This is a genomic window from Streptomyces sp. NPDC001204 (assembly GCF_053598035.1).
The window spans coordinates 13353-32813 of sequence record NZ_JBSFJL010000013.1; the positions used below are offsets into that span (position 1 = coordinate 13353).

Genomic DNA, 19461 nt, shown 5'->3' on the forward strand with positions numbered 1-19461 from the left:
GTCGTTGCACTCCTTGCGTGGTGGGGCGACTGCTGTGTCACGGCGAGGTCGACGACGTCGTCCGGATCGCCGAAGGGGCACCGAAGGGGCCGCAGCGTGGGAATGCGGCGTCGCACACGTTCTCGGCAGGGGCAAGGGCAGGGGCAAGGGCAGGGGCAGGGGCAGGTCAGGTCAGGGGCTGGGTCAGGGGTCAGGGCCAGGGGTGGGGCCGGGAGGCCCCCGGGGTGGACCGGGGGCCTCCCGCCCTCGTCACCGCCTGGTGGGTGCGGCGGGTTCGTGGGCGGCCAGCGAGGCCACCTCGGCCCCGCTCAGGGCGCGGTCGTAGGCGTGGACGTCGGCGATCGCACCGGTCCAGTGGTCGACCGGGCCGCCGTTGTACTTGCCGCGCCCGATCACCAGGTTTCCGGTGGGCACCTCTCCGTTGCAGGCGCGGGTGGAGCCCGCCTCGGTGCCGTCCACGTAGATCCGCAGCGCCCCGTCCCGGTGGCTGTAACTACCGACCAGGTGGTACCACTTGCCGGCCTGCGGCTCACCGATGCTGTTCGCCAGCGCCCGGGCGCCGGAGAAGCTGAACGCGAACCGCTTGTCGGCCTGGGAGTACTGGAGGTAGAAGACGCTGCTCTTGTCGCCGTCGACGGACACCGCGGTGCTGAAGTGGCCCTTGTCGTCCAGGCGGACCCAGGCGGCCACCGAGTAGTCGCCCTTCTCGGTGTCCAGGACGGGCGCGCCGGCGTCGACGTAACCGGTCGTGCCGTCCAGTTGCAGCGCGCCGCCGTTCGGCCCGGAGGTCCAGGTCGCGCCGCCCTTGAGGGTGCCGTCGTGTCCGCCGGCGACGTCCGTGGCCACCGTGCCGGTCTGCTGGTGCAGCGGCCACCAGGACACTCCGGCCGGTCCCGGGGTGCCCGGCGGGACGTTCACCCCGCCCGCGGCGGAGCCCGCCGCGATGACCTGCTGGTTGATCTCCCGCACCGGGCCGGGGAGCACCTTGACCACCTTGCGGTCGTAGGTGAGCAGGCCGTTGAGCTCGCCCTCCACGTCCGTGACCTGGGTGTAGACCGAGCCGGAGAGCCCGCAGGAGGCACGCTGGATCAGCTTCCTGGTGTTCTCCACGTACGCCTTGGTCAGCTCCTCGGTGCTGGTGGCGGCGTCACCGTAGTCCTGACCGCCGGCGGTCCCCAGGATGTGGCCCGGAACGACGTACGAGTAGCCGCCGTGCTCCCCGTCGACGGACGCCCGGGTGGCGTCCGGGGCGGGGTTCGCCGGGCCGTGGTAGTCGTGGAAGTCGATGATGTCGCCTCGACCCGAATCACCCTTGGAGGCACAGCAGTTGACTCCGGAGTGGGCGTCCACGAGACGGGACGGGTCCTGCTTCTTGACCGCGTCCGCGAGCTCACCGGTGGCGGCCTTGCTCCATTCGCCCCAGCCCTCGTTCATCATGGTCCACACGACGATCGACGGGCTGCTGATGTGCTGGTCGACGATCGTGTGCACCTGGTCGATGAAGGTCTGGGTCTCCGGTGTGCCCGCCGCCGCCGTCATACGGCTCGGCATGTCCTGCCACACCATCAGACCGAGCCGGTCGGCCCAGTAGTACCAGCGGGCCGGCTCCACCTTGATGTGCTTGCGCACCGCGTTGAAGCCGAGCTTCTTGTGCTCCACCAGGTCGTACTTCAGGGCCTCGTCGGTCGGCGCGGTGTACAGGCCGTCCGGCCAGAACCCCTGGTCCAGGGTGGCCATCACGAAGGTGGGTTTCCCGTTGAGCACGATCTTGTTGACGCCGCCGACCGGGGCGACCTCGATCGACCGCATGCCGAAGTAGGAGCCGACCTCGTCCTTTCCGGCACGTCCGCCGTCCAGGGTCACCTTGAGGTTGTACAGGTACGGGTCGTCCGGGCTCCACAGGTGCGGCTTGCTGATCGGGATGCGCAGCGCGGTACCGGCCCGGCCGGTGACCGATCCCACGGCCTTGTTGCCGGCGTAGGCGGTGGCGGTGACCTTCGCCGTCGGGGCGGTGCCGGCGGCGGGGCGCACGGTGACGGAGAGCGAGTTGTCCGCCAGGTCCGGGGTCAGCACCAGCGAGTCGACGCTCGCCGCGGCGACGGGCTCCATCCAGACGGTCTGCCAGATGCCGGAGGTCGGGGTGTACCAGATGCCGCTCGGGTCGGTGGACTGCTTGCCGAGCGCGTACTTGTCGTTCGTGGTGTCCTTGACCTTCACCAGCAGGGTCTGCTGCCCGCGTCCGGTGAGCGCGTCGGTCACGTCGGCGCCGAACTCCTCGTAGCCGCCCAGGTGGTGGGCGACCTGCCTGCCGTTGACGTAGACCCAGGCTTCGTGGTCCACCGCGCCGAAGTTCAGCCGCAGCCGGTTGTCCGAGCCCACCTTCCAGCCGTTCGGCACGGTGAAGGTGCGCTGGTACAGCGACCAGTCGTGGTGTTCGGCGACGCCGGACAGGGCCGACTCCATCGGATACGGCACCAGGATCTTCCCGGTGAGCTTCCCGGTGGGCAGCGCGGCGTCCTGCTCGGTGGCCTGGAACTGCCAGGTGCCGTTCAGGTTCTGCCAGTTCTTGCGGGTCAGTTGCGGCCGCGGGTACTCGGGCAGGGCGTTCTTGGCGGAGACGTCCTTGGCCCACTTGGTGGCGAAGTACCAGGTGGAGTTGTTCTGCGCCACCACGGAGAAGGGTCCGAGTTCGCCGTGGGCGGTGGTGATGCCGCCCTTGCCGTCGTAGCTGATCCGCACGTCGGCGTTGAGGGAGACGGGAGTGTCGTCCTTGCCCGGGGTGACCAGGAGCCTGGAGGCGTTCTTGGGATCCCTGGCCACGGTGGGGGACCAGAGGGTGCCTCCGGAGACCACCGCGAGATGCTTGGCCGCGTCGGCCGGAACGGCCTTCACTGCGGAGGGCAGTTCGATCGTGGCGGTCCGCCCGGTCGTGGCGACGGTGCCCTTGGCGTCGGCGGGGGCGAAGCCGGCCGGCAGGCGCAGCGCCGAGTCGGGGATCGGCTGCCGGGAGAAGCCCGGCCCCGACCACTCGGTGTGCAGGTAGGCCCCGCCGTTGCCCTGGTTGTAGTCGACCGCGAGGTCGTGCGGACCGGCCGTCAGGGTGATCGCCTCGGAGGTGGTCTGGACGTCCCAGTCGGTGGTCCAGTGGTCGATCACACCGGCCCCGTCGAGGGACATCCGGAAACCGTTGTCGCCCTTGATGTAGAAGGTGTAGACGCCGTCCGCGGGCACCTGGAGCCGGCCCGTCCAGCGCACCGCGACGTTGTCCGTGGTCCCGGTGTAGGCGCGCAGCGTGGGCAGCAGGTCGTCGACGTAGAGGGAGTTGTCGATCCGGGTGCCGGTGTACGACGCGAAGTCCAGCGCCGTGGTGCTGGACATCCGGTAGTAGTCACCTCGCAGGCCGAGGTCGGCGGCCCCGGCGGAGGGAGACGCCGCAGCGGGTGCGGCACTCACCTGGGCCGGGACCAGCAACGCGGCTCCCAGCAGCAGTGGCAGCAACGCAGCGAGTCGGCCGAGGAAGGGTATTCGGAGTCTGCCTGGGCTCATGCTCACCCTTTCCGTAACGGAAATTGTCCACGCCTGAACCTGCGCCGAAGGAGACGCTCGCGCCGCGCGGAACAGCGGGAAGCACCGCGGGAAGCGTGGCGGAAGCGTCTTGTATAACGTTGGAAAAGTCGGCGCGGGAGCATGAAAGCAGGGCCCTCGCAACCCTGTCCAGACCCCGGACCCCAACCGATGCGAACCGGCACGGCTCCGGTGGGAAGACCCCCAAGTCAGCGGCGAGCGCGGGTCGTTCAAGGTCTGGACACGACCGCTCGCGCATGCTGTCATTCCTGTCGGCGGCAGTCTCTCCAACGTTATAAGGCGCGCTGACACGCCGCGTCCGCACAACGCCGCCGGCCGGTCCGCACGCCGGCCGTCGCCCTCACCACGACCGCCGCCGGCCGGCGGTCTCCTCGTCGTCCCACCGCCCTGTCCCACCTTCGGCAGTTCAGGAAGGACGTCCGCATGGAACGTCGCGCGTTCCTCAACCGCTCACTGGCCGTCGTCGGTGGCGCCGCGCTGGCCGGGACGGCGGGTCTGCCCGCGCAGGCGGCCGCGCCCCGTCCGCCGGTGCGTCTGGTCGGCCCCACCCGCGCCGCCGCCCGGTATCCGGCCAACCGGGCCCCGTTGCGGCAGGAGCCCTTTCTGCGGCTTCCCCCGGGCAGCGTCACCCCCGAGGGCTGGCTGCGCGAACAGCTCGACCTCCAGCTGAACGGCCTCAACGGGCGCCTGCCGGAGGTCTCCGACTACCTCTCCCCGGCCACCAGCGGCTGGGCCGTGCCCGACAGGGACGGCTGGGAGGAACTGCCTTACTGGCTGCGCGGCTTCGGCGACCTCGGCTATGTCACCGGCGACGCCAGGACGCTGGAGCTGACCCGCGCCTGGATCGACCGCATCCTGGCCACCCGGCAGCCGGACGGCTTCTTCGGCCCGTCCGCGCTGCGCACGGCGCTCAACGGCGGCCCGGACTTCTGGCCGTACATGCCGGTGCTGGACGCCCTGCGCACCTGGCACGAGTACAGCGGCGACGACCGGGTCGTCCCGGCGCTGCGGGGGTGGCTGAAGTACCTCGATACGCAGCCGGCCGCACTGTTCGGACAGGGCTGGGGCTCCGCCCGCTGCGGCGACACCATCGACACGGCCTACTGGCTGTACAACCGCACCGGCGACTCCTGGCTGCTGGACCTGGTGCACAAGATCCACGCCAACAGCGCCGACTACACCACCGCGATACCCACCTGGCACAACGTCAACCTGGCCCAGGGCTTCCGCGAACCGGCCCAGTACGGCGTTCTGGCCGGCGACCCGTCCTTCCGCGACGCCACCTACCGCGTCTACGACACCGTGATGCGCCGGTACGGGCAGTTCCCCGGCGGCGGCTTCGCCGGGGACGAGAACGCCCGCAGCGGCTACCACGACCCCCGCCAGGGCTTCGAGACCTGCGGCATCGTCGAGTACATGCACAGCCATCAGCTGCTCACCCGCATCACCGGCGACGCGGTGTGGGCCGATCGCTGCGAGGAGCTGGCGCTGAACCTGCTGCCGGCCGCGCTCGACCCGCTGCACAAGGGCATCCACTACGCGACCTCCGCCAACGGCATCCAGCTCGACAACGTCCCCAAGTCGCACGGCCAGTTCGACAACCGCTTCGCCATGCAGGCGTACATGCCCGGCATCCACCAGTACCGCTGCTGCCCGCACAACTACGGCATGGGCTGGCCCTACTACGCCGAGGAACTCTGGCTGGCCAGCGCCGACGGCGGCCTGTGCGCCTCGCTGTACGCGGAGTCCTCGGTGCGCGCCGACGTCGCCGACGGCACCACGGTCACCATCGCCGAACGCACCGACTACCCGTTCGGCGAGACCGTCACCTTCACCCTGTCCGCACCACGGACGGTGCGCTTCCCGCTCTACCTGCGCGTGCCGGGCTGGTGCCAGGCCCCCACGGTGCTGGTGAACGGCCGCCCCGCGCAGGCCCGCGGCAGCGGCGGATACCTGGTGCTGGACCGCACCTGGCAGCACCGCGACACCGTGGAACTGCGCCTGCCCATGCGCACCACCGTGCGCACCTGGGGCGCGAACCGCGACTCGGTCTCCGTCGACCACGGCCCGCTGACCTACTCCCTGCGGATCGAGGAGGAGTGGACGCGGTTCGCCGGCACCGAGGACTGGCCCGAGTACGAGGTGCGTCCGGCCTCGCCGTGGAACTACGCCCTGGTACTGGACGAGAAGGACCCCGCCCGCTCCCTCACCCCGGAGCGCACCCGTGCCCACGCCGCCAACCCGTTCACGCACACCGGCACCCCCGTCCGTATGAAGGCCAAGGCACGCCGTGTCCCCGCCTGGCAGGCCGACGACCAGGACGTGGCGGCGCCGCTCCAGCAGAGCCCGGTGCGCACCACCGAGCCGGTCGAGCACATCACGCTGATCCCGTCCGCCGCCGCGCGGCTGCGCATCACCGCCTTTCCCACGGCGGGATCGGGGCGTCGGGCGAGCGAATGGGTCGCCTGCACCGCGTCCTTCAGCGGCGTGGACAGCCCCCAGGCCCTGATCATCAACGCCACGGCCGGTCCCGCGGACTCCTTCGACCAGTCCATACCCCGCTTCACCTGGTGGGACCGGACCGGCACGGAGGAGTGGGTGCGGTACGAGTACGCCGAGCCGGTCCGCACGAGCGGGGTGTCGGTGTACTGGTACGACGACACCGGCCACGGCGCCTGCCGGGTACCGCAGTCCTGGCAGCTGGAGTACCGGTCACCCGCGGGTGTCTGGCAGCCGGTGAGCGGCGCCTCGGCGTACGGCACGGCCACCGACACGTTCAACCACGTCTCCTACGAGCCGGTGACCGTCACCGCCCTGCGCCTGCGCGTGCGACTGCGGCCCGGCGTCTCCGGTGGCGTCCTGGCCTGGCGGGTCCGGCTTTCGTGAGGCCTCGGCCCCGGCGGTGACGGCGGCAGCAGGACCGCCCTCTCCGCCGGCGACCGACTCCCTCAACGTGCATGCGGGCACGAAGTGTTCGCGGCTTTCCGGAGGTCTTCGCCGGTCACGACCGGGTGGCCACGCTCCGCAGGACCCGGCGGGGCCGGTTCGGCACAGGGGCTGCTTCAGCGGGCCGTCGCGAACGTGCCCTGCGCCCAGTCGGCGAAGCCGCTCCAGGGGACCTCCGGGTGAGCGGCGTGGAGTGCCGGGATGTCGACGCGGTAGCCGGGTCCGTTCAGGAACGTCCACATCGCGTGCATGTCCGGGTTGGCGACCGCCGTCAAAGGCACTTGCTCGTGGCGGACCTCCCGTCCCAGTGCCGCGCCGAGCGCGGCCGCCATCTGCGTGGGTGTGGGCGCGTCGCTTGCCAGCTCGATGCGCTGCCCGGCGTAGCGGGCGGGGTCGAGCAGCACCTCCGCCGCGAACGCTCCGAGGTCGGGGCGGGCAAGCTGCTGCAACGGCCGGTCGGGCGGCAGCGGCAGATCGAGAACGCCGCTGAGGACGCGGTCCACTCCGCCGAGAGCGTTGTCGAAGAAGTACGTCGGCCCCAGGATCGTATGAGGCACGTCGCCTGCGGCCAGTTCGGCTTCGATGCGTGCCTTGCTCTCGAAGTGCGGCACCCCGCTCTCCTGGTCGGCACCGGCGACCGAGCTGAACACGAGATGCGGCACGCCCGCCTCCCCGGCGGCGGCCAGGATGGCCCGGCCCTGGTCCACCTCCGCCTCGACGCCGGCCTCGAAGGGGGTGGTGAATGCGAAGACGCCCGCCACCCCGCTCATCGCGGCGGCGAGCGACCCGCGGTCGTTCAAGGATCCCGCCACCACCTCGACGCCCTGGTCGGCCAGTTCCCGCGCCGCTTTCCGCGCGGGGTCGCGCACCAGCGCGCGGACCCGGGCCCGGCGGCCCAGCAGCGCGTCGGCAACAGCCCTGCCCTGTCCTCCGGTTGCCGCAAGCACCAAGACCGGCTCTTCGACCATCGAGGAGTTCCCTTCCGTGTGGGTGGACGCGGCGACGGATCGCCGCCCCTCACGGTAACCATCCGTCCCGCCCGACACGCCCGGCGTCACGCCCTTGATCCGCCCGCGTCGGCGCAGCGTTCGCGGGGCCGGCCATCGCTCCCCTTCAGGATCTGAAAATCAGATCACTCAAACCGAAAACATCTGTTCGACAGTTTTCCGGGCCCGCCCCAGGATGTCTCGTGCGGTAGCACAGTCAACGCGACACCGGGATGGACTACCGCCTGAGTGGAGGCTGAAATGCCGAGTGAAGAGACCGAAGTAGTCGTGGTCGGGGCGGGCCAGGCGGGCATCGCGATGAGCGAGCACCTGGGAGCCCACGGCGTACCGCACATCGTCCTGGAGCGGCACCGGATCGCCGAGCGGTGGCGGTCGGAGCGGTGGGACTCCCTGGTCGCCAACGGGCCGGCGTGGCACGACCGGTTCCCGGGGCTGGAGTTCCCCGACGTCGGCCCCGACGCCTTCGCCTCGAAGGAGCAGGTCGCGGACTACTTCGTCACGTACGCCGAGAAGATCGGCGCCCCGATCCGGTGCGGTGTCGAGGTGACCTCGGTGCGCAAGCACGCCGGGCGGCCCGGCTTCCGGGTCGAAACGTCGGAGGGCTCCATCGACGCGCGCTTCGTCGTGGCCGCGACCGGACCGTTCCAGCGGCCCGTGATCCCGCCCATCGTCCCGGACGGCGCCGTCCCCGTGCAGATCCACTCCAGCGGGTACCGCAACCCGGAGCAGCTGCCCGAGGGCGCGGTCCTCGTGGTCGGGGCCGGCTCCTCGGGGGTCCAGATCGCCGACGAACTGCGCCGGTCCGGTCGCCGGGTCCTCCTCTCCGTCGGTCCGCACGACCGTCCTCCCCGCGAGTACCGCGGACGTGACTTCTGCTGGTGGCTCGGTGTGCTCGGGATCTGGGACGCGGAGACCCCTCCCCGAGGTGCCGAACACGTCACCATCGCCGTCAGCGGCGCCCGCGGCGGTCACACCGTGGACTTCCGCGCCCTGGCCGGCTCCGGCATCGAGCTCGTCGGCCTGACCGCGTCCTACGACGACGGCGTACTGCGCTTCGCGCCGGATCTCGCCGCGAACATCGCGCTCGGCGACGACAAGTACCTCGCGTTCCTGCGGGCTGCCGACGCGTACGTCGAGCGCAACGGGCTCGACCTCCCCGAGGAGCCGGAGGCCCACGTCCTCGGGCCGGACCCGGACTGCGTGACCAGTCCCCTCCTGGAGCTCGACCTGGCCGGGGCCGGCGTCACCTCGATCGTCTGGGCGACGGGTTTCGCCACCGACTACGGCTGGCTCGAGGTCGACGCGTTCGACGAGAACGGCCGGCCGGACCAGCGGCGAGGAGTGTCCTCCGAGCCCGGCGTCTACTTCCTGGGCCTGCCCTGGCTGTCCCGCCGCGGATCGAGCTTCATCTGGGGTGTGTGGCACGACGCCGGATACGTCGCCGACCACATCACCATCCAGCGCGGCTACCTCGCCTACGGCACCACCGACCGGGCCGGCGCCACGCCGGCGACCCTGAAGAACTGAGGAGCGGACGATGACCTCCAAGAGCGAGGGCAGCCAGGCGCGGGCCCCGATCGTCGCCGGCGGGCACACCCGGATCCGGCCGTTCAACACCCGCGACACCTATCCCGAGCAGAACCTCGACAACGACCTCTGCCAGGCCGTCGTCGCCGGCGACACGGTGTACGTCCGGGGCCAGATCGGCCAGAACCTCGACACCAGCGAGTCCGTGGGCGTCGGCGACGCCGAGGCCCAGGCCGAGCAGGCCATGGCCAACATCAAGATGCTGCTCGAAGAGGCGGGCAGCCGGATGGAGCACCTGGTCAAGCTGACCATCTATCTGATCGACCCGCGCTACCGCGAGGCGGTGTACCGCACCGTGGGCCGCTGGACCAAGGGCGTGCACCCCATCTCCACCGGCCTGGTGGTCTCCGCCCTGGCCCGCCCGGAGTGGCTGTGCGAGATCGACGCGATCGCCGTGATCCCCGAGGAGGCGCGGGCATGACCTTCTCCCTGGTGGTACGCGACGGTGAGCGGTTCGGCATCGTGGCCAGCTCGTCGAGTCCGGCGGTCGCCGCCCGGGTCGTCCATCTGCGGCCCGGGGTCGGCGCGGCGGCCTCGCAGAACGTCACCGACCCGACGCTCGGCACGAGCCTGCTGGACGGGCTCGCCGACCACGGCGACGCGGAGCGCGCCCTGGCCGACGTCACCGGCGCGGCGCGGAACGCGAAGTCCATCGAGTACCGGCAGCTGACCGTGCTGGGCCGCTCCGGTGCCGGGTTCGCCCACAGTGGCTCGCGGACCCTCGGCAGGCACGCCTCGGCCACCGCGGACGGCGCGGTGGCGGCCGGCAACATGCTGTCCGGCGAGCACATCCCCGGCGTTCTCCTCGACGCCTACGCCACGGCCACCGGCCAGCTCGAGGAGCGCCTGCTCACCGCCCTGAAGGCCGCCGTCGCGGCCGGCGGCGAGGAGGGGCCGGTGCACTCCGCGGGCCTGGCGGTCGTCGCGGACGTGGACTGGCGGGTCACCGACCTGCGGGTGGACTGGGCCGAGGATCCCGTGGACCGGCTCGGCGAACTCCTCGACGTCTGGCTGCCGCAGCGGGACGACTACGTGCGGCGCGGACTCGACCCCGCCGCCGCTCCTTCCTACGGCGTCCCGGGCGACCTGTGACGGGCGCGCTGAAGGAGGCGGCCCGGCAGGCGGTCGACCGCCGGGCCGAGGAGCTGATCGGCCTCTCCGAGCGGCTGCACGCCGACCCGGAGACCGCCTGGGAGGAACACCGGGCCGCCGCCGCCGTACCGGAACTGCTGGACCGCGCCGGGTTCGACGTCACCTCGTCCTACCTGGGGCTGGACACGGCGTTCCTCGCCCGGTTCGGCAGCGGGCCCGTCCGGATCGCGCTGTGCGCCGAGTACGACGCGCTGCCGGGCCTCGGCCACGCGTGCGGGCACAACCTCATCGCCGCGAGTTCGGTGGGGGCCGCGCTCGGCCTGGCCGCCGTCGCCGACGACGCCGGCCTCACCGTCGAGGTCTACGGCACCCCGGCCGAGGAAGGCGGCGGCGGCAAGATCGAGATGCTCGACCGGGGCGCCTTCGCCGGAGTGGACCTCGCGATGATGGTGCACCCCGCGCCGGTCGACGTCGCCGAGGCCCGCCCGTTCGCGGTCAGCCACTCCAGGATCTCCTACACCGGGAAGTCCGCGCACGCCGCGGCCTATCCGGAGGCCGGGGTCAACGCGGCCGACGCCTTCACCGTGGCCCAGGTCGCGATCGGCCTGCTGCGCCAGCAACTGCCGGCCTCGGCCAGGGTGCACGGTGTGGTGACCCACGCCGGGGACGCCCCGAACGCCATCCCGGAGCGGTCGACGGGCCGTTGGTACGTACGGGCGGAGACACTCTCCGAACTGGCCGGGCTGGAGCCGCGGGTCATGCGGGCCTTCGAGGCCGGTGCCCTCGCGACCGGCTGCGAGCTGGAGATCGAGCCGGAGAGCAAGCCGTACGCGGAGTTCCGTACGGACGAGACCGCCCTCGGGCACTACCGTGCGAACGCCCTCGCCCTGGGCCGGGAGTTCGCGCCGCCCGGCCAGGCCGCACGGATGAACCGCGCCTCCACCGACATGGGCAACGTCTCGCAGGTGGTGCCGGCCATCCACCCCTACATCGGCATCGGATCCCTGCCCGCCACCAACCACCAGCACGAGTTCGCCGCGTACTGCGTGGGCGCGGCGGCGCGGCGGGCCCTGCTCGACGGGGCGATCGCACTGGCCTGGACCGGCGTGGACCGAAGCGTCCCGGCCGGGGGAGCGGCGGCGTGACGTGGGCGGCCGCCGCCATGGCCGCGCGGACCGGTCGCGTGCCGTTCAAGCACCCGGGAGACGTTCCGCCCGGCGCAGGTCCGGCAGCGGTCGTCCTCGGCCGGTTCGACGGGATCCACCGCGGCCGCCCGCGGCCATGCGGCGCCCCGCCGACACCCTCGGCATGGCGGCCGGCGCGGTGGCCCTCGCCCGCCGGCCGCTCGGTCCGCTCGCCCCGGACCGCCTTCCCACGACGCCCGGCGTGCCGTTCACCGGCCCCCTCGATTCCCGACGACCCGGAGGACACCGATGCCCCCGACCCCAGGCCCCCGGCACACCGGCCCGGCGGACGCCAGGTACCGGACGGAGCACGACATGCTCGGCGACGTCGACGTGCCGGCGGACGCGTACTACGGCGCGCACACCGTCCGAGCGGTGGCCAACTTCCCCCTCACCGGGGAGACCCTCGCCGCCCGGCCGCACCTGATCCGCGCCCTGGCGGCGGTGAAGCACGCCGCGGCCCGCGCCAACGCCGAGGTCGGCGCGCTGGACGGCGCACTCGCGTCGGCGATCACGGACGCCTGCGCCGAGATCCGTGACGGCGCGCTGCGGGACCAGTTCGTGGTCGACCTCATCCAGGGCGGCGCGGGCACGTCGACCAACATGAACGCCAACGAGGTGATCGCCAACCGCGCCCTGGAACTGCTCGGACGCTCCCGCGGGGAGTACGCGGTCCTGCACCCCCTCGACCACGTCAACCTCGGGCAGAGCACCAACGACGTCTATCCGACCGCGGTGAAGCTGGCGCTGGACGCGCACATCGCCGGACTGCTCGTCGCCCTGGCCGGTCTGCGCGAGGCCTTCGAGACCAAGGCCGCCGAGTTCGCCGACGTACTGAAGATGGGCCGCACCCAGCTCCAGGACGCCGTACCCATGACACTGGGCCAGGAGTTCGGGGCGTTCGCCGCCACCCTCGCCGAGGACGAACTGCGGCTCGCCGAGGCCAGGTTGCTGCTGCACGAACTCAACCTCGGCGGCACGGCGATCGGCACCGGGCTCAACGCCCGCCCGGGCTACCGGGAGCGCGCGATGGAGCATCTGCGCCGGCTGACGGGGATCCCGACGCTCGTGTCCTCGCCCGACCTCATCGAGGCCACCCAGGACGTCGGTGTCTTCGTCCAGCTGTCCGGCGTGCTCAAGCGCATCGCCGTGAAACTGTCCAAGATCTGCAACGACCTGCGTCTGCTGTCCTCCGGACCGCAGGCCGGGTTCGGCGAGATCAACCTCCCCGCACGGCAGGCCGGATCGTCCATCATGCCCGGCAAGGTCAATCCGGTGATCCCCGAGGCGGTCAACCAGATCGCGTTCGAGGTCATCGGCAACGACGTGACCGTCACCCTCGCCGCCGAGGGCGGCCAGCTCCAGCTCAACGCCTTCGAACCGGTCATCCACCGGAGCCTGAGCGCCGGCCTCGACCACCTCACCGCGGGCATCGGAGTCCTCACCGAACACTGCGTACGGGGCATCACCGCCAACCGGAACCGGCTCGCGGAGACCGTCGCGGCCTCCACCGGACTGGTCACCGCGCTCAGCCCCGCACTCGGCTACGAGACCGCCTGCGCCCTCGCGCTGGAGGCCCACCACACCGGCAGACCCGCACTCGACCTCATACGCGAGCGCGAGCTGCTGACCGAGGCGGAACTCCGCGAACTCACCAGCCCCGCCTCCCTCACCGGCCTGCCCGCGCTCTGAGGACACGGGCACCCGCACAACTCCCGGCTCGTCACCCATCCCCACAAGGAGGCGCGTATGCGCACCTGTAACAGCGGCGCCACGACGACCGAAGCCGTGGTGACCACCGACGCGGTCGCCCTGCGCAGGAGCGTCGCCGCGGGAGCCGTCGGCGTGTTCGTGCACTGGTTCGACTGGGCCGCCTACGCCTATCTCGCCGGTACCGTCGCGACCGTGTTCTTCCCGGCCGAGAACAGCACGACCGGGCTGCTCGCCGTGTTCGGCGTGTTCGCCGTGTCGTTCGGCATCCGGCCGGTCGGCGCCCTGGTGTTCGGACCGCTCGGCGACCGGATCGGCCGCAAGCGCACCCTGTCGCTGGTCATCTTCATGATGTCCGGCGCGACCCTGACGATCGGTCTGCTGCCCGGCTACGCGTCGATCGGGATCGCCGCCCCGGTGCTCCTGGTCCTCCTGCGGCTGATCCAGGGCTTCGCCGCGGGCGGCGAGTTCGGCAGCGCGGCGAGCTTCCTCGCCGAGAGCGCGCCCCGGCGCCGCCGCGGATTCGGGGTGAGCTGGCTGGAGGTCGGATCCCTGCTGGGCTTCCTCGCCGGCTCGTTCGTCTTCCTGCTGCTGTCCACGGGACTCGACGACGCCCAGCTGACCTCCTGGGGCTGGCGCATCCCCTTCCTCGTCTCCGCGCCACTGGGCGTCATCGGCTTCATCATCCGCAACAAGATCGAGGACACCCCCGAGTACCGCATGCTCGAAGCCGGCGACTCCGTCCCGCGCAGCCCCGCGCGGGAGCTGATGCGCTCCCACAAGCGGCAACTGCTGCAGGCCGCGGGCCTGATGGCGGCCATGCACGTCCCCTTCTACGCGGTGCTGACCTACCTCGTCACCTACGAGACCGACCACCTGGGCCACTCGGCCGACAGCGCCGCACTGCTGTCCACGGTGATCTCGCTGCTGGGGCTGGTGCTCGTGCCGCTGTTCGGCCTGCTGTCCGACCGGGTGGGACGCAAGCCGGTGTTCGTCGGGGCGACAGCGGCCCTGCTGGTCGTCTCCACCCCGGCCTTCCTCCTGATGCGGACCGGGCTCGCGGGGACCTGGATCGCCGGTCTGCTGCTCGGCGTGATCCTGGCGGCCATCCTCGGCACGTACGCGGTGTGGTCGGCGGAGACCTTCCCCACCCGCACGCGTCAGAGCGGTCTGTCCATCGCCTACAACGTGACCGCCGCGCTGTTCGCCGGCACCGTGCCGTACCTGATGACCGTGCTCATCTCCGTGACCGGCAGCACCCTGGTGCCCGGCCCGTACCTGATGGTGTTCGCCGTCGCCGGTCTCGTGGCCGCCCTGTCCCTGCGGGAGACCGCCGGCTCCGCCCTGCTGCGCCCCGAGGACATGCCCGAGAACATGCCCGAGAACGCCTCCGAGGACGTGCCCGAAGCGGCGTCCGCCGAGGTGCGCTAGGCGGTGCCGCATAAGGTCGACTGCGACACGGATCGGCCGGCGCAGGGGTCACTTATGACGGCACCAGTGGGTTTCACGCTCGTTCAGCTCCGCTACTTCCTCGTCGCCGCCGAGCGCGGTTCGATGACGGAGGCGTCGGCGGAGCTGCACATCGCGCAGTCCGCCGTGTCCGCGGCCATCCACAACCTGGAGCGCGACCTCCGGGCGCAGCTGTTCATCCGCCGGCGGGGCCGGGGACTGACCCTCACACCCGCCGGGGAGCGGCTCCAGCAGCAGGCGCGGGATCTGCTGGCCCGCGCCCGCGAGGTCGAACGGGAGGCCCGGGGAGAGGGCGAGACCATCTCCGGGCCGGTGGCCGTCGGCTGCTTCGTGACCCTGGCCCCCTACTACCTGCCCCACCTGTTCAGCGAGTGCACCAGACGCTATCCGGGCATCGAGATCGACGTGCTGGAGGCGGAGACGGACCAGCTCGTCCGCGCCCTGGCGGCGGGACGCGTCGACTTCGCCCTCACCTACCACCTCGGTCTGTCCGCCGAGCCGGACCTGCGCAGCGAGACGATCGCCCGCGCCCCCGCCTATGTCATCGTCCCGGCCGATCACCCGCTGGCCGGCCAGGGCAGTGTGGAGCTGGCCGAACTGTCCACGGAACCGCTCGTCCTGCTGGACCTTCCCCACAGCCGCGACTACTTCCGCTCGCTGGTGGCCGCCACCGGCACCGCGCCCGATGTCCGCTACCGCACCCAGAGCTACGAGACCGTGCGCTCCCTGGTGGCCCGGGGACTCGGCTACTCCGTGCTCAACCAGCGCCCGGCGACCAGTCAGACCTACGGCGGCGGCGAGATCGCGGAACTCCAGCTCCGGGACGCCTCCCCGCTCGAAGTAAGGATCGCCTCCCTGGAGGGCGTGACCCAGACCGCCCGCGCCCGAGCGGTGATGGACCTGCTGCGGGAGATCGCCGCCGCCCGGTCCACCGAGGTCTGAGCCGGCAGCCGCTCACCGGGGACGGCCCCGGGCGGTGCCCGCCGGGCCCTACAGACCGGCGCAGCCCGTCACCGCCCTGGCATGGGCCAGAATCAGCTCACGGGCCCTGTCGGGCCGCAGGGCCGCGTTGCGGCTGACGATGTGCAGACCGTAGCCGTCCTCCAGGGCCACCAGCCCGTGCGCCAGATCGTGCGCGGGCGCCGCGAGGGAGAACACGCCCGTGGCGGCGCCGACCTCGAGGGCGGTCGTGTAGAGAGCGACCTCCCGGGCGAAGAGGGAGGTCATCAGCTCGGCGTGGCCCGGGCTGCGGCCGGCGCGCCGGTGCAGTTCGTACAGCAGCCCGTGGACCGGATCCTCCGTCATGCTCGGCAGACCGCTGTGCAGCAGGGCCCGCAGCCGTGCCGCCGGATCGTCGGCGGGCGCCTCGTCGTAGGCCCGCTGCCGCGAGGACAGGTAGCTCTCGACCGCGCCCCGGTGCACCTCCAGTACGAGGTCGTCGAGCTCGGGGTAGTAGTACAGGACCGAGCCCTGGGAGACGCCCGCCGCGTCCGCGATGTCCTTGATGCGCAGGCCCTCCAGCCCGCGCTCCGCGATGGCCCGTCCCGCGGCGGAGACGAGGGCCTGCCTGCGCGCCGTCTGGTTGCGTGGTCTACCGGCTTTCCCCATGGTGGCCAATTCTCTGATACCCGTCTCAGTTTTCGCAAGAAGTTTCAGTCGGAAGCATTGACGGCCGGTTCACCTATTGTTTGAATCTCGACTCAAAGAAACCGGCGCGGGCACGCGCTGCCGAGCCGCCCGCCCCGTCGCGCCCGCCGTTTCCGGACGGCCCCTCGAAAGGGGCCGGGCCACACCCGATCGGGACGGCCCAGGCCACACCCGGTCCGAACGGGCACCGGTTCGCCCACGTCCCACGACGCAATCGAAGGCCACAGCATGCAGACGTACGCCCACTGGCGGCAGCGCGCCGCCGACCTCACGCCACGCACGCGCCTGTTCATCGACGGAGCGTGGAGCGACCCCGCCGACGACCAGTGGATCCCGACCGTGAACCCCGCGACCGGCAAGACCACCGCCCATGTGGCGGCCGGCTCGGCCGCCGACGTCGACCGGGCCGTGACCGCGGCCCGCACCTCCTTCGAGGACGGCCGCTGGTCGCGTACCGCACCCGCCGAGCGCAAGCGGGTCCTGCTCGCCCTCGCCCGCCTCATCGAGGAGAACAGCGAGGAACTCGCCCTCTGCGACACCCTCGACATGGGCAAGCCCATCGCGGAGTCCCACGGCACCGACGTGCCCGGCGCGGCCGGCGTCTTCGCCTGGTACGCCGAGGCCGTCGACAAGCTCTACGACGAGGTCGCCCCGGCCCCGCCCGGCAGCCTCGCCCTCGTGCGCCGCGCCCCGCTGGGCGTCGTGGGCGCGGTGGTGCCCTGGAACTTCCCCCTCGACATCGCGAGTTGGAAGCTGGCGCCCGCCCTGGCCGCGGGCAACAGCGTCGTGCTGAAGCCGGCCGAGCAGTCCCCGCTGTCGGCACTGCTGCTGGCCGAACTCGCCTCGCGGGCCGGCCTTCCCGACGGCGTACTGAACGTCGTGCCCGGCCCGGGGGAGACGACCGGGCGTGCTCTCGGTCTCCACCCGGACGTGGACACCCTGGTCTTCACCGGCTCCACCGCCGTGGCCAGGCGGTTCCTCGCCTACTCGGCCGAGTCGAACATGAAGCAGGTGTGGCCCGAGGCAGGCGGCAAGAGCCCCAACGTGGTCTTCGCCGACGCCGACCTGGAGGCCGCCGCGGAACGCGCCGCCTGGGGCTTCGTCTACAACTCGGGCCAGGTGTGCTCCGCCAACACCCGTCTGCTGGTCGAGGCCTCCGTCGCCGAGGAGTTCACGGCCAGGGTCGCCGAGCACGCCCGCGGCTGGCTGCCGGGCGACCCGCTCGACCCCGCGACCCGTCTCGGCCCGCTCGTCGACGAGGCCCAGGCGGAACGCGTCCTCGAAGCCCTGCGGACATCGGGCGGCACGCTCGTGTGCGGCGGCACGCGCCCCGACCGCGACGGCGCCTACCTCGACCCCACCGTCGTCACCGGCCTCGGACCCGACGCCCCGCTCGTCCGGGAGGAACTGTTCGGCCCCGTGCTGACCGTGCTGCCCTTCCACGACGAGGACGAGGCGGTCCGCCTCGCCAACGACTCCGCCTACGGACTGGCCGCGTCCGTGTGGACCCGGGACCTCGGTCGGGCCCACCGCGTCGCCGACGCCCTCCAGGCGGGCACCGTCTCGGTCAACACCGTCGACGCGCTCAGCCCGTTCACCCCCTTCGGCGGGTTCAAGCAGTCCGGCCACGGCCGTGACCTCTCCCTGCACTCCTTCGACAAGTACACCGGCCTGAAGACGACCTGGATCGCCTACGGCTGACCGCGCCGGCGACACCGGGCCGCCCGGCCACCACACCCACCACCGGCACCGAACAAAGGACGCACTCCTCATGACCCGCAACGCCGCGGACCTCGTCCAGCTGGACCGAGCGCACATCATCCACCCCTACCTGCCGGGCGCCGCCACCGAGCGCGTCGTCATGACCTCCGGCTCAGGCTGCCGCCTCACCGACTCCGAGGGCCGCAGCTACCTCGACGCCACCGGCGGCCTCTGGCTCGCCCAGGTCGGCCACGGCCGCACGGACCTGGCCGACGTCGCCCACGAGCAGATGAAGAAGCTGGAGTACTTCACCAGCTTCTGGGAGTTCTCCAACGAGCGCGCCATCGAACTCGCCGCGCGCCTCGCCTCCCTCGCCCCCGACCCCCTGAACCACGTCTACTTCACCTCGGGCGGCTCCGAGGGCAACGAGGCGGCCATCAAGATGGCGCGCTACTACCACCACCGGCGCGGGGAGAGCGGCAGGACCTGGATCCTGGCGCGCAGCAAGGCCTACCACGGCATCGGCTACGGCGGCGGTTCGGCCACCGGCTTCCCCCTCTACCACGAGGGCTTCGCCCCGATGATGCCGCACGTCTCCCACCTCACGCCCCCGTGGCCGTACCGCTCCGAGCTCTACGGGGACCAGCCGCTGAGCCCCGAGCAGGTCACCGACTTCCTCATCCGCGAACTGGAGGAGCGCATCGAGGAGATCGGCCCGCGGAACATCGCCGCGATGATCGGCGAACCCATCATGGGCGTCGGCGGCATGCTCGTCCCGCCGGCCGACTACTGGCCCCGGGTGCGCGAAGTCCTCGACCGGCACGGCATCCTGCTGATCTTCGACGAGGTGGTCACCGCCTACGGCCGCGTCGGCGAGTGGTTCGCCGCGCAGTACTTCGGCGTCACCCCGGACATCATCGTCACCGCCAAGGGCATCACCTCCGGCTACGTCCCGCTCGGCGCCCTCCTGGTCGGCGACCACGTCGCCGAGGTCCTGCTGCGCGACCACGGCTTCCCCATGGGCTACACCTACAACGGGCATCCCGTCGCCACCGCGGTCGCCACCGCCAACCTCGACATCATCGAGAAGGAGGGCCTCCTCGCCCGCGCGACGAGTCTCGGCGCCTTCCTCCACGGCGAACTCGAGGCCCAGCTGGGAGAGTTGCCCATCGTGGGCGAAATCCGCTCGGTCGGCATGATGCTCGCCGTCGAACTCGTCCAGGACCGTGCCACCCGTGCGCCCCTGCCCCTCGACCCGGACCGGATGCCCCACGACGTGATCCGCCGCGAGACCGGCGTGATCGTGCGCGACTCCGCACACAGCCTGGTGCTGTCCCCGCCGCTCATCATGACCGAGGCCGAGGCCAAGGAGGTGGCCTCCGCGCTGCGCGGCGTCCTGGAGCGCACCGGGCCCACCGGCGAGATCCGCGCCGCCTGACGCCCTCGGGGGAGGCCCGGCCCGCGACCGGGCCTCCCGGACCCAGCACCACCCGACACGGATCCCACGCCGTCACGGCGCCCCTTGCGCGCCC

The 19461-nt window shown here is 71.9% G+C and carries 13 protein-coding genes; 10 read left to right on the forward strand and 3 right to left on the reverse strand.

Going from position 1 to position 19461, the window contains the following annotated elements:
• Nucleotides 1-249 precede the first annotated feature (249 nt).
• Nucleotides 250-3546, reverse strand: a complete 3297-nt coding sequence (locus ACWC91_RS19325; protein WP_450641371.1) for a LamG-like jellyroll fold domain-containing protein — start codon at nucleotides 3544-3546, stop codon at nucleotides 250-252.
• Nucleotides 3547-4008: 462 nt separating this feature from the next.
• On the opposite strand from ACWC91_RS19325, the gene ACWC91_RS19330 reads away from it, so the two are divergent.
• Entirely contained in the window at nucleotides 4009-6471 is a 2463-nt protein-coding gene (locus ACWC91_RS19330; RefSeq protein ID WP_450641369.1) for a beta-L-arabinofuranosidase domain-containing protein, read from the forward strand.
• A 176-nt stretch (nucleotides 6472-6647) separates the two neighbouring features.
• Here ACWC91_RS19330 and ACWC91_RS19335 read toward each other — a convergent pair whose 3' ends face one another.
• On the reverse strand, nucleotides 6648-7499 hold the full coding sequence (locus tag ACWC91_RS19335) for an NmrA/HSCARG family protein (RefSeq protein WP_225077890.1): 852 nt from the start codon (nucleotides 7497-7499) through the stop codon (nucleotides 6648-6650).
• Nucleotides 7500-7778: 279 nt separating this feature from the next.
• On the opposite strand from ACWC91_RS19335, the gene ACWC91_RS19340 reads away from it, so the two are divergent.
• From ACWC91_RS19340 to ACWC91_RS19370, 7 genes are all read left to right on the forward strand, one after another.
• Nucleotides 7779-9065 carry a flavin-containing monooxygenase gene (locus ACWC91_RS19340; protein WP_225077889.1) on the forward strand — a complete coding sequence of 429 codons (1287 nt, stop codon included), beginning with the start codon at nucleotides 7779-7781 and terminating at the stop codon, nucleotides 9063-9065.
• Nucleotides 9066-9075: 10 nt separating this feature from the next.
• Nucleotides 9076-9546 (forward strand): RidA family protein, encoded by a 471-nt coding sequence (locus ACWC91_RS19345; RefSeq protein ID WP_225077888.1) that lies wholly within the window; start codon nucleotides 9076-9078, stop codon nucleotides 9544-9546.
• Nucleotides 9543-10217: a DUF1028 domain-containing protein gene (locus tag ACWC91_RS19350; protein ID WP_225077887.1), complete on the forward strand. Its 675-nt coding sequence runs from the start codon at nucleotides 9543-9545 to the stop codon at nucleotides 10215-10217. Before ACWC91_RS19345 ends, ACWC91_RS19350 begins: the two co-directional genes overlap by 4 nt.
• Nucleotides 10214-11362, forward strand: a complete 1149-nt coding sequence (locus tag ACWC91_RS19355; RefSeq protein WP_450641367.1) for a M20 family metallopeptidase — start codon at nucleotides 10214-10216, stop codon at nucleotides 11360-11362. Before ACWC91_RS19350 ends, ACWC91_RS19355 begins: the two co-directional genes overlap by 4 nt.
• Nucleotides 11363-11650: 288 nt before the next feature.
• Complete coding sequence (locus ACWC91_RS19360) at nucleotides 11651-13093, forward strand: aspartate ammonia-lyase (RefSeq protein ID WP_225077885.1); 1443 nt, start codon at nucleotides 11651-11653, stop codon at nucleotides 13091-13093.
• A gap of 57 nt (nucleotides 13094-13150) precedes the next feature.
• Nucleotides 13151-14542 carry an MFS transporter gene (locus ACWC91_RS19365; RefSeq protein ID WP_450641365.1) on the forward strand — a complete coding sequence of 464 codons (1392 nt, stop codon included), beginning with the start codon at nucleotides 13151-13153 and terminating at the stop codon, nucleotides 14540-14542.
• A 54-nt stretch (nucleotides 14543-14596) separates the two neighbouring features.
• Nucleotides 14597-15523, forward strand: a complete 927-nt coding sequence (locus ACWC91_RS19370) for a LysR family transcriptional regulator (protein WP_225077883.1) — start codon at nucleotides 14597-14599, stop codon at nucleotides 15521-15523.
• A gap of 48 nt (nucleotides 15524-15571) precedes the next feature.
• Here the strand turns inward: ACWC91_RS19370 and ACWC91_RS19375 are convergent, their stop codons facing one another.
• Complete coding sequence (locus ACWC91_RS19375) at nucleotides 15572-16189, reverse strand: TetR/AcrR family transcriptional regulator (RefSeq protein WP_225077882.1); 618 nt, start codon at nucleotides 16187-16189, stop codon at nucleotides 15572-15574.
• A gap of 267 nt (nucleotides 16190-16456) precedes the next feature.
• On the opposite strand from ACWC91_RS19375, the gene ACWC91_RS19380 reads away from it, so the two are divergent.
• Both ACWC91_RS19380 and ACWC91_RS19385 read left to right on the forward strand, forming a co-directional pair.
• A complete protein-coding gene (locus ACWC91_RS19380) occupies nucleotides 16457-17929 on the forward strand; it encodes an aldehyde dehydrogenase (protein WP_225077881.1) in 1473 nt (490 codons plus the stop codon).
• A 70-nt stretch (nucleotides 17930-17999) separates the two neighbouring features.
• Entirely contained in the window at nucleotides 18000-19367 is a 1368-nt protein-coding gene (locus ACWC91_RS19385; protein WP_225077880.1) for an aminotransferase family protein, read from the forward strand.
• The last annotated feature ends 94 nt before the right edge of the window (nucleotides 19368-19461 follow it).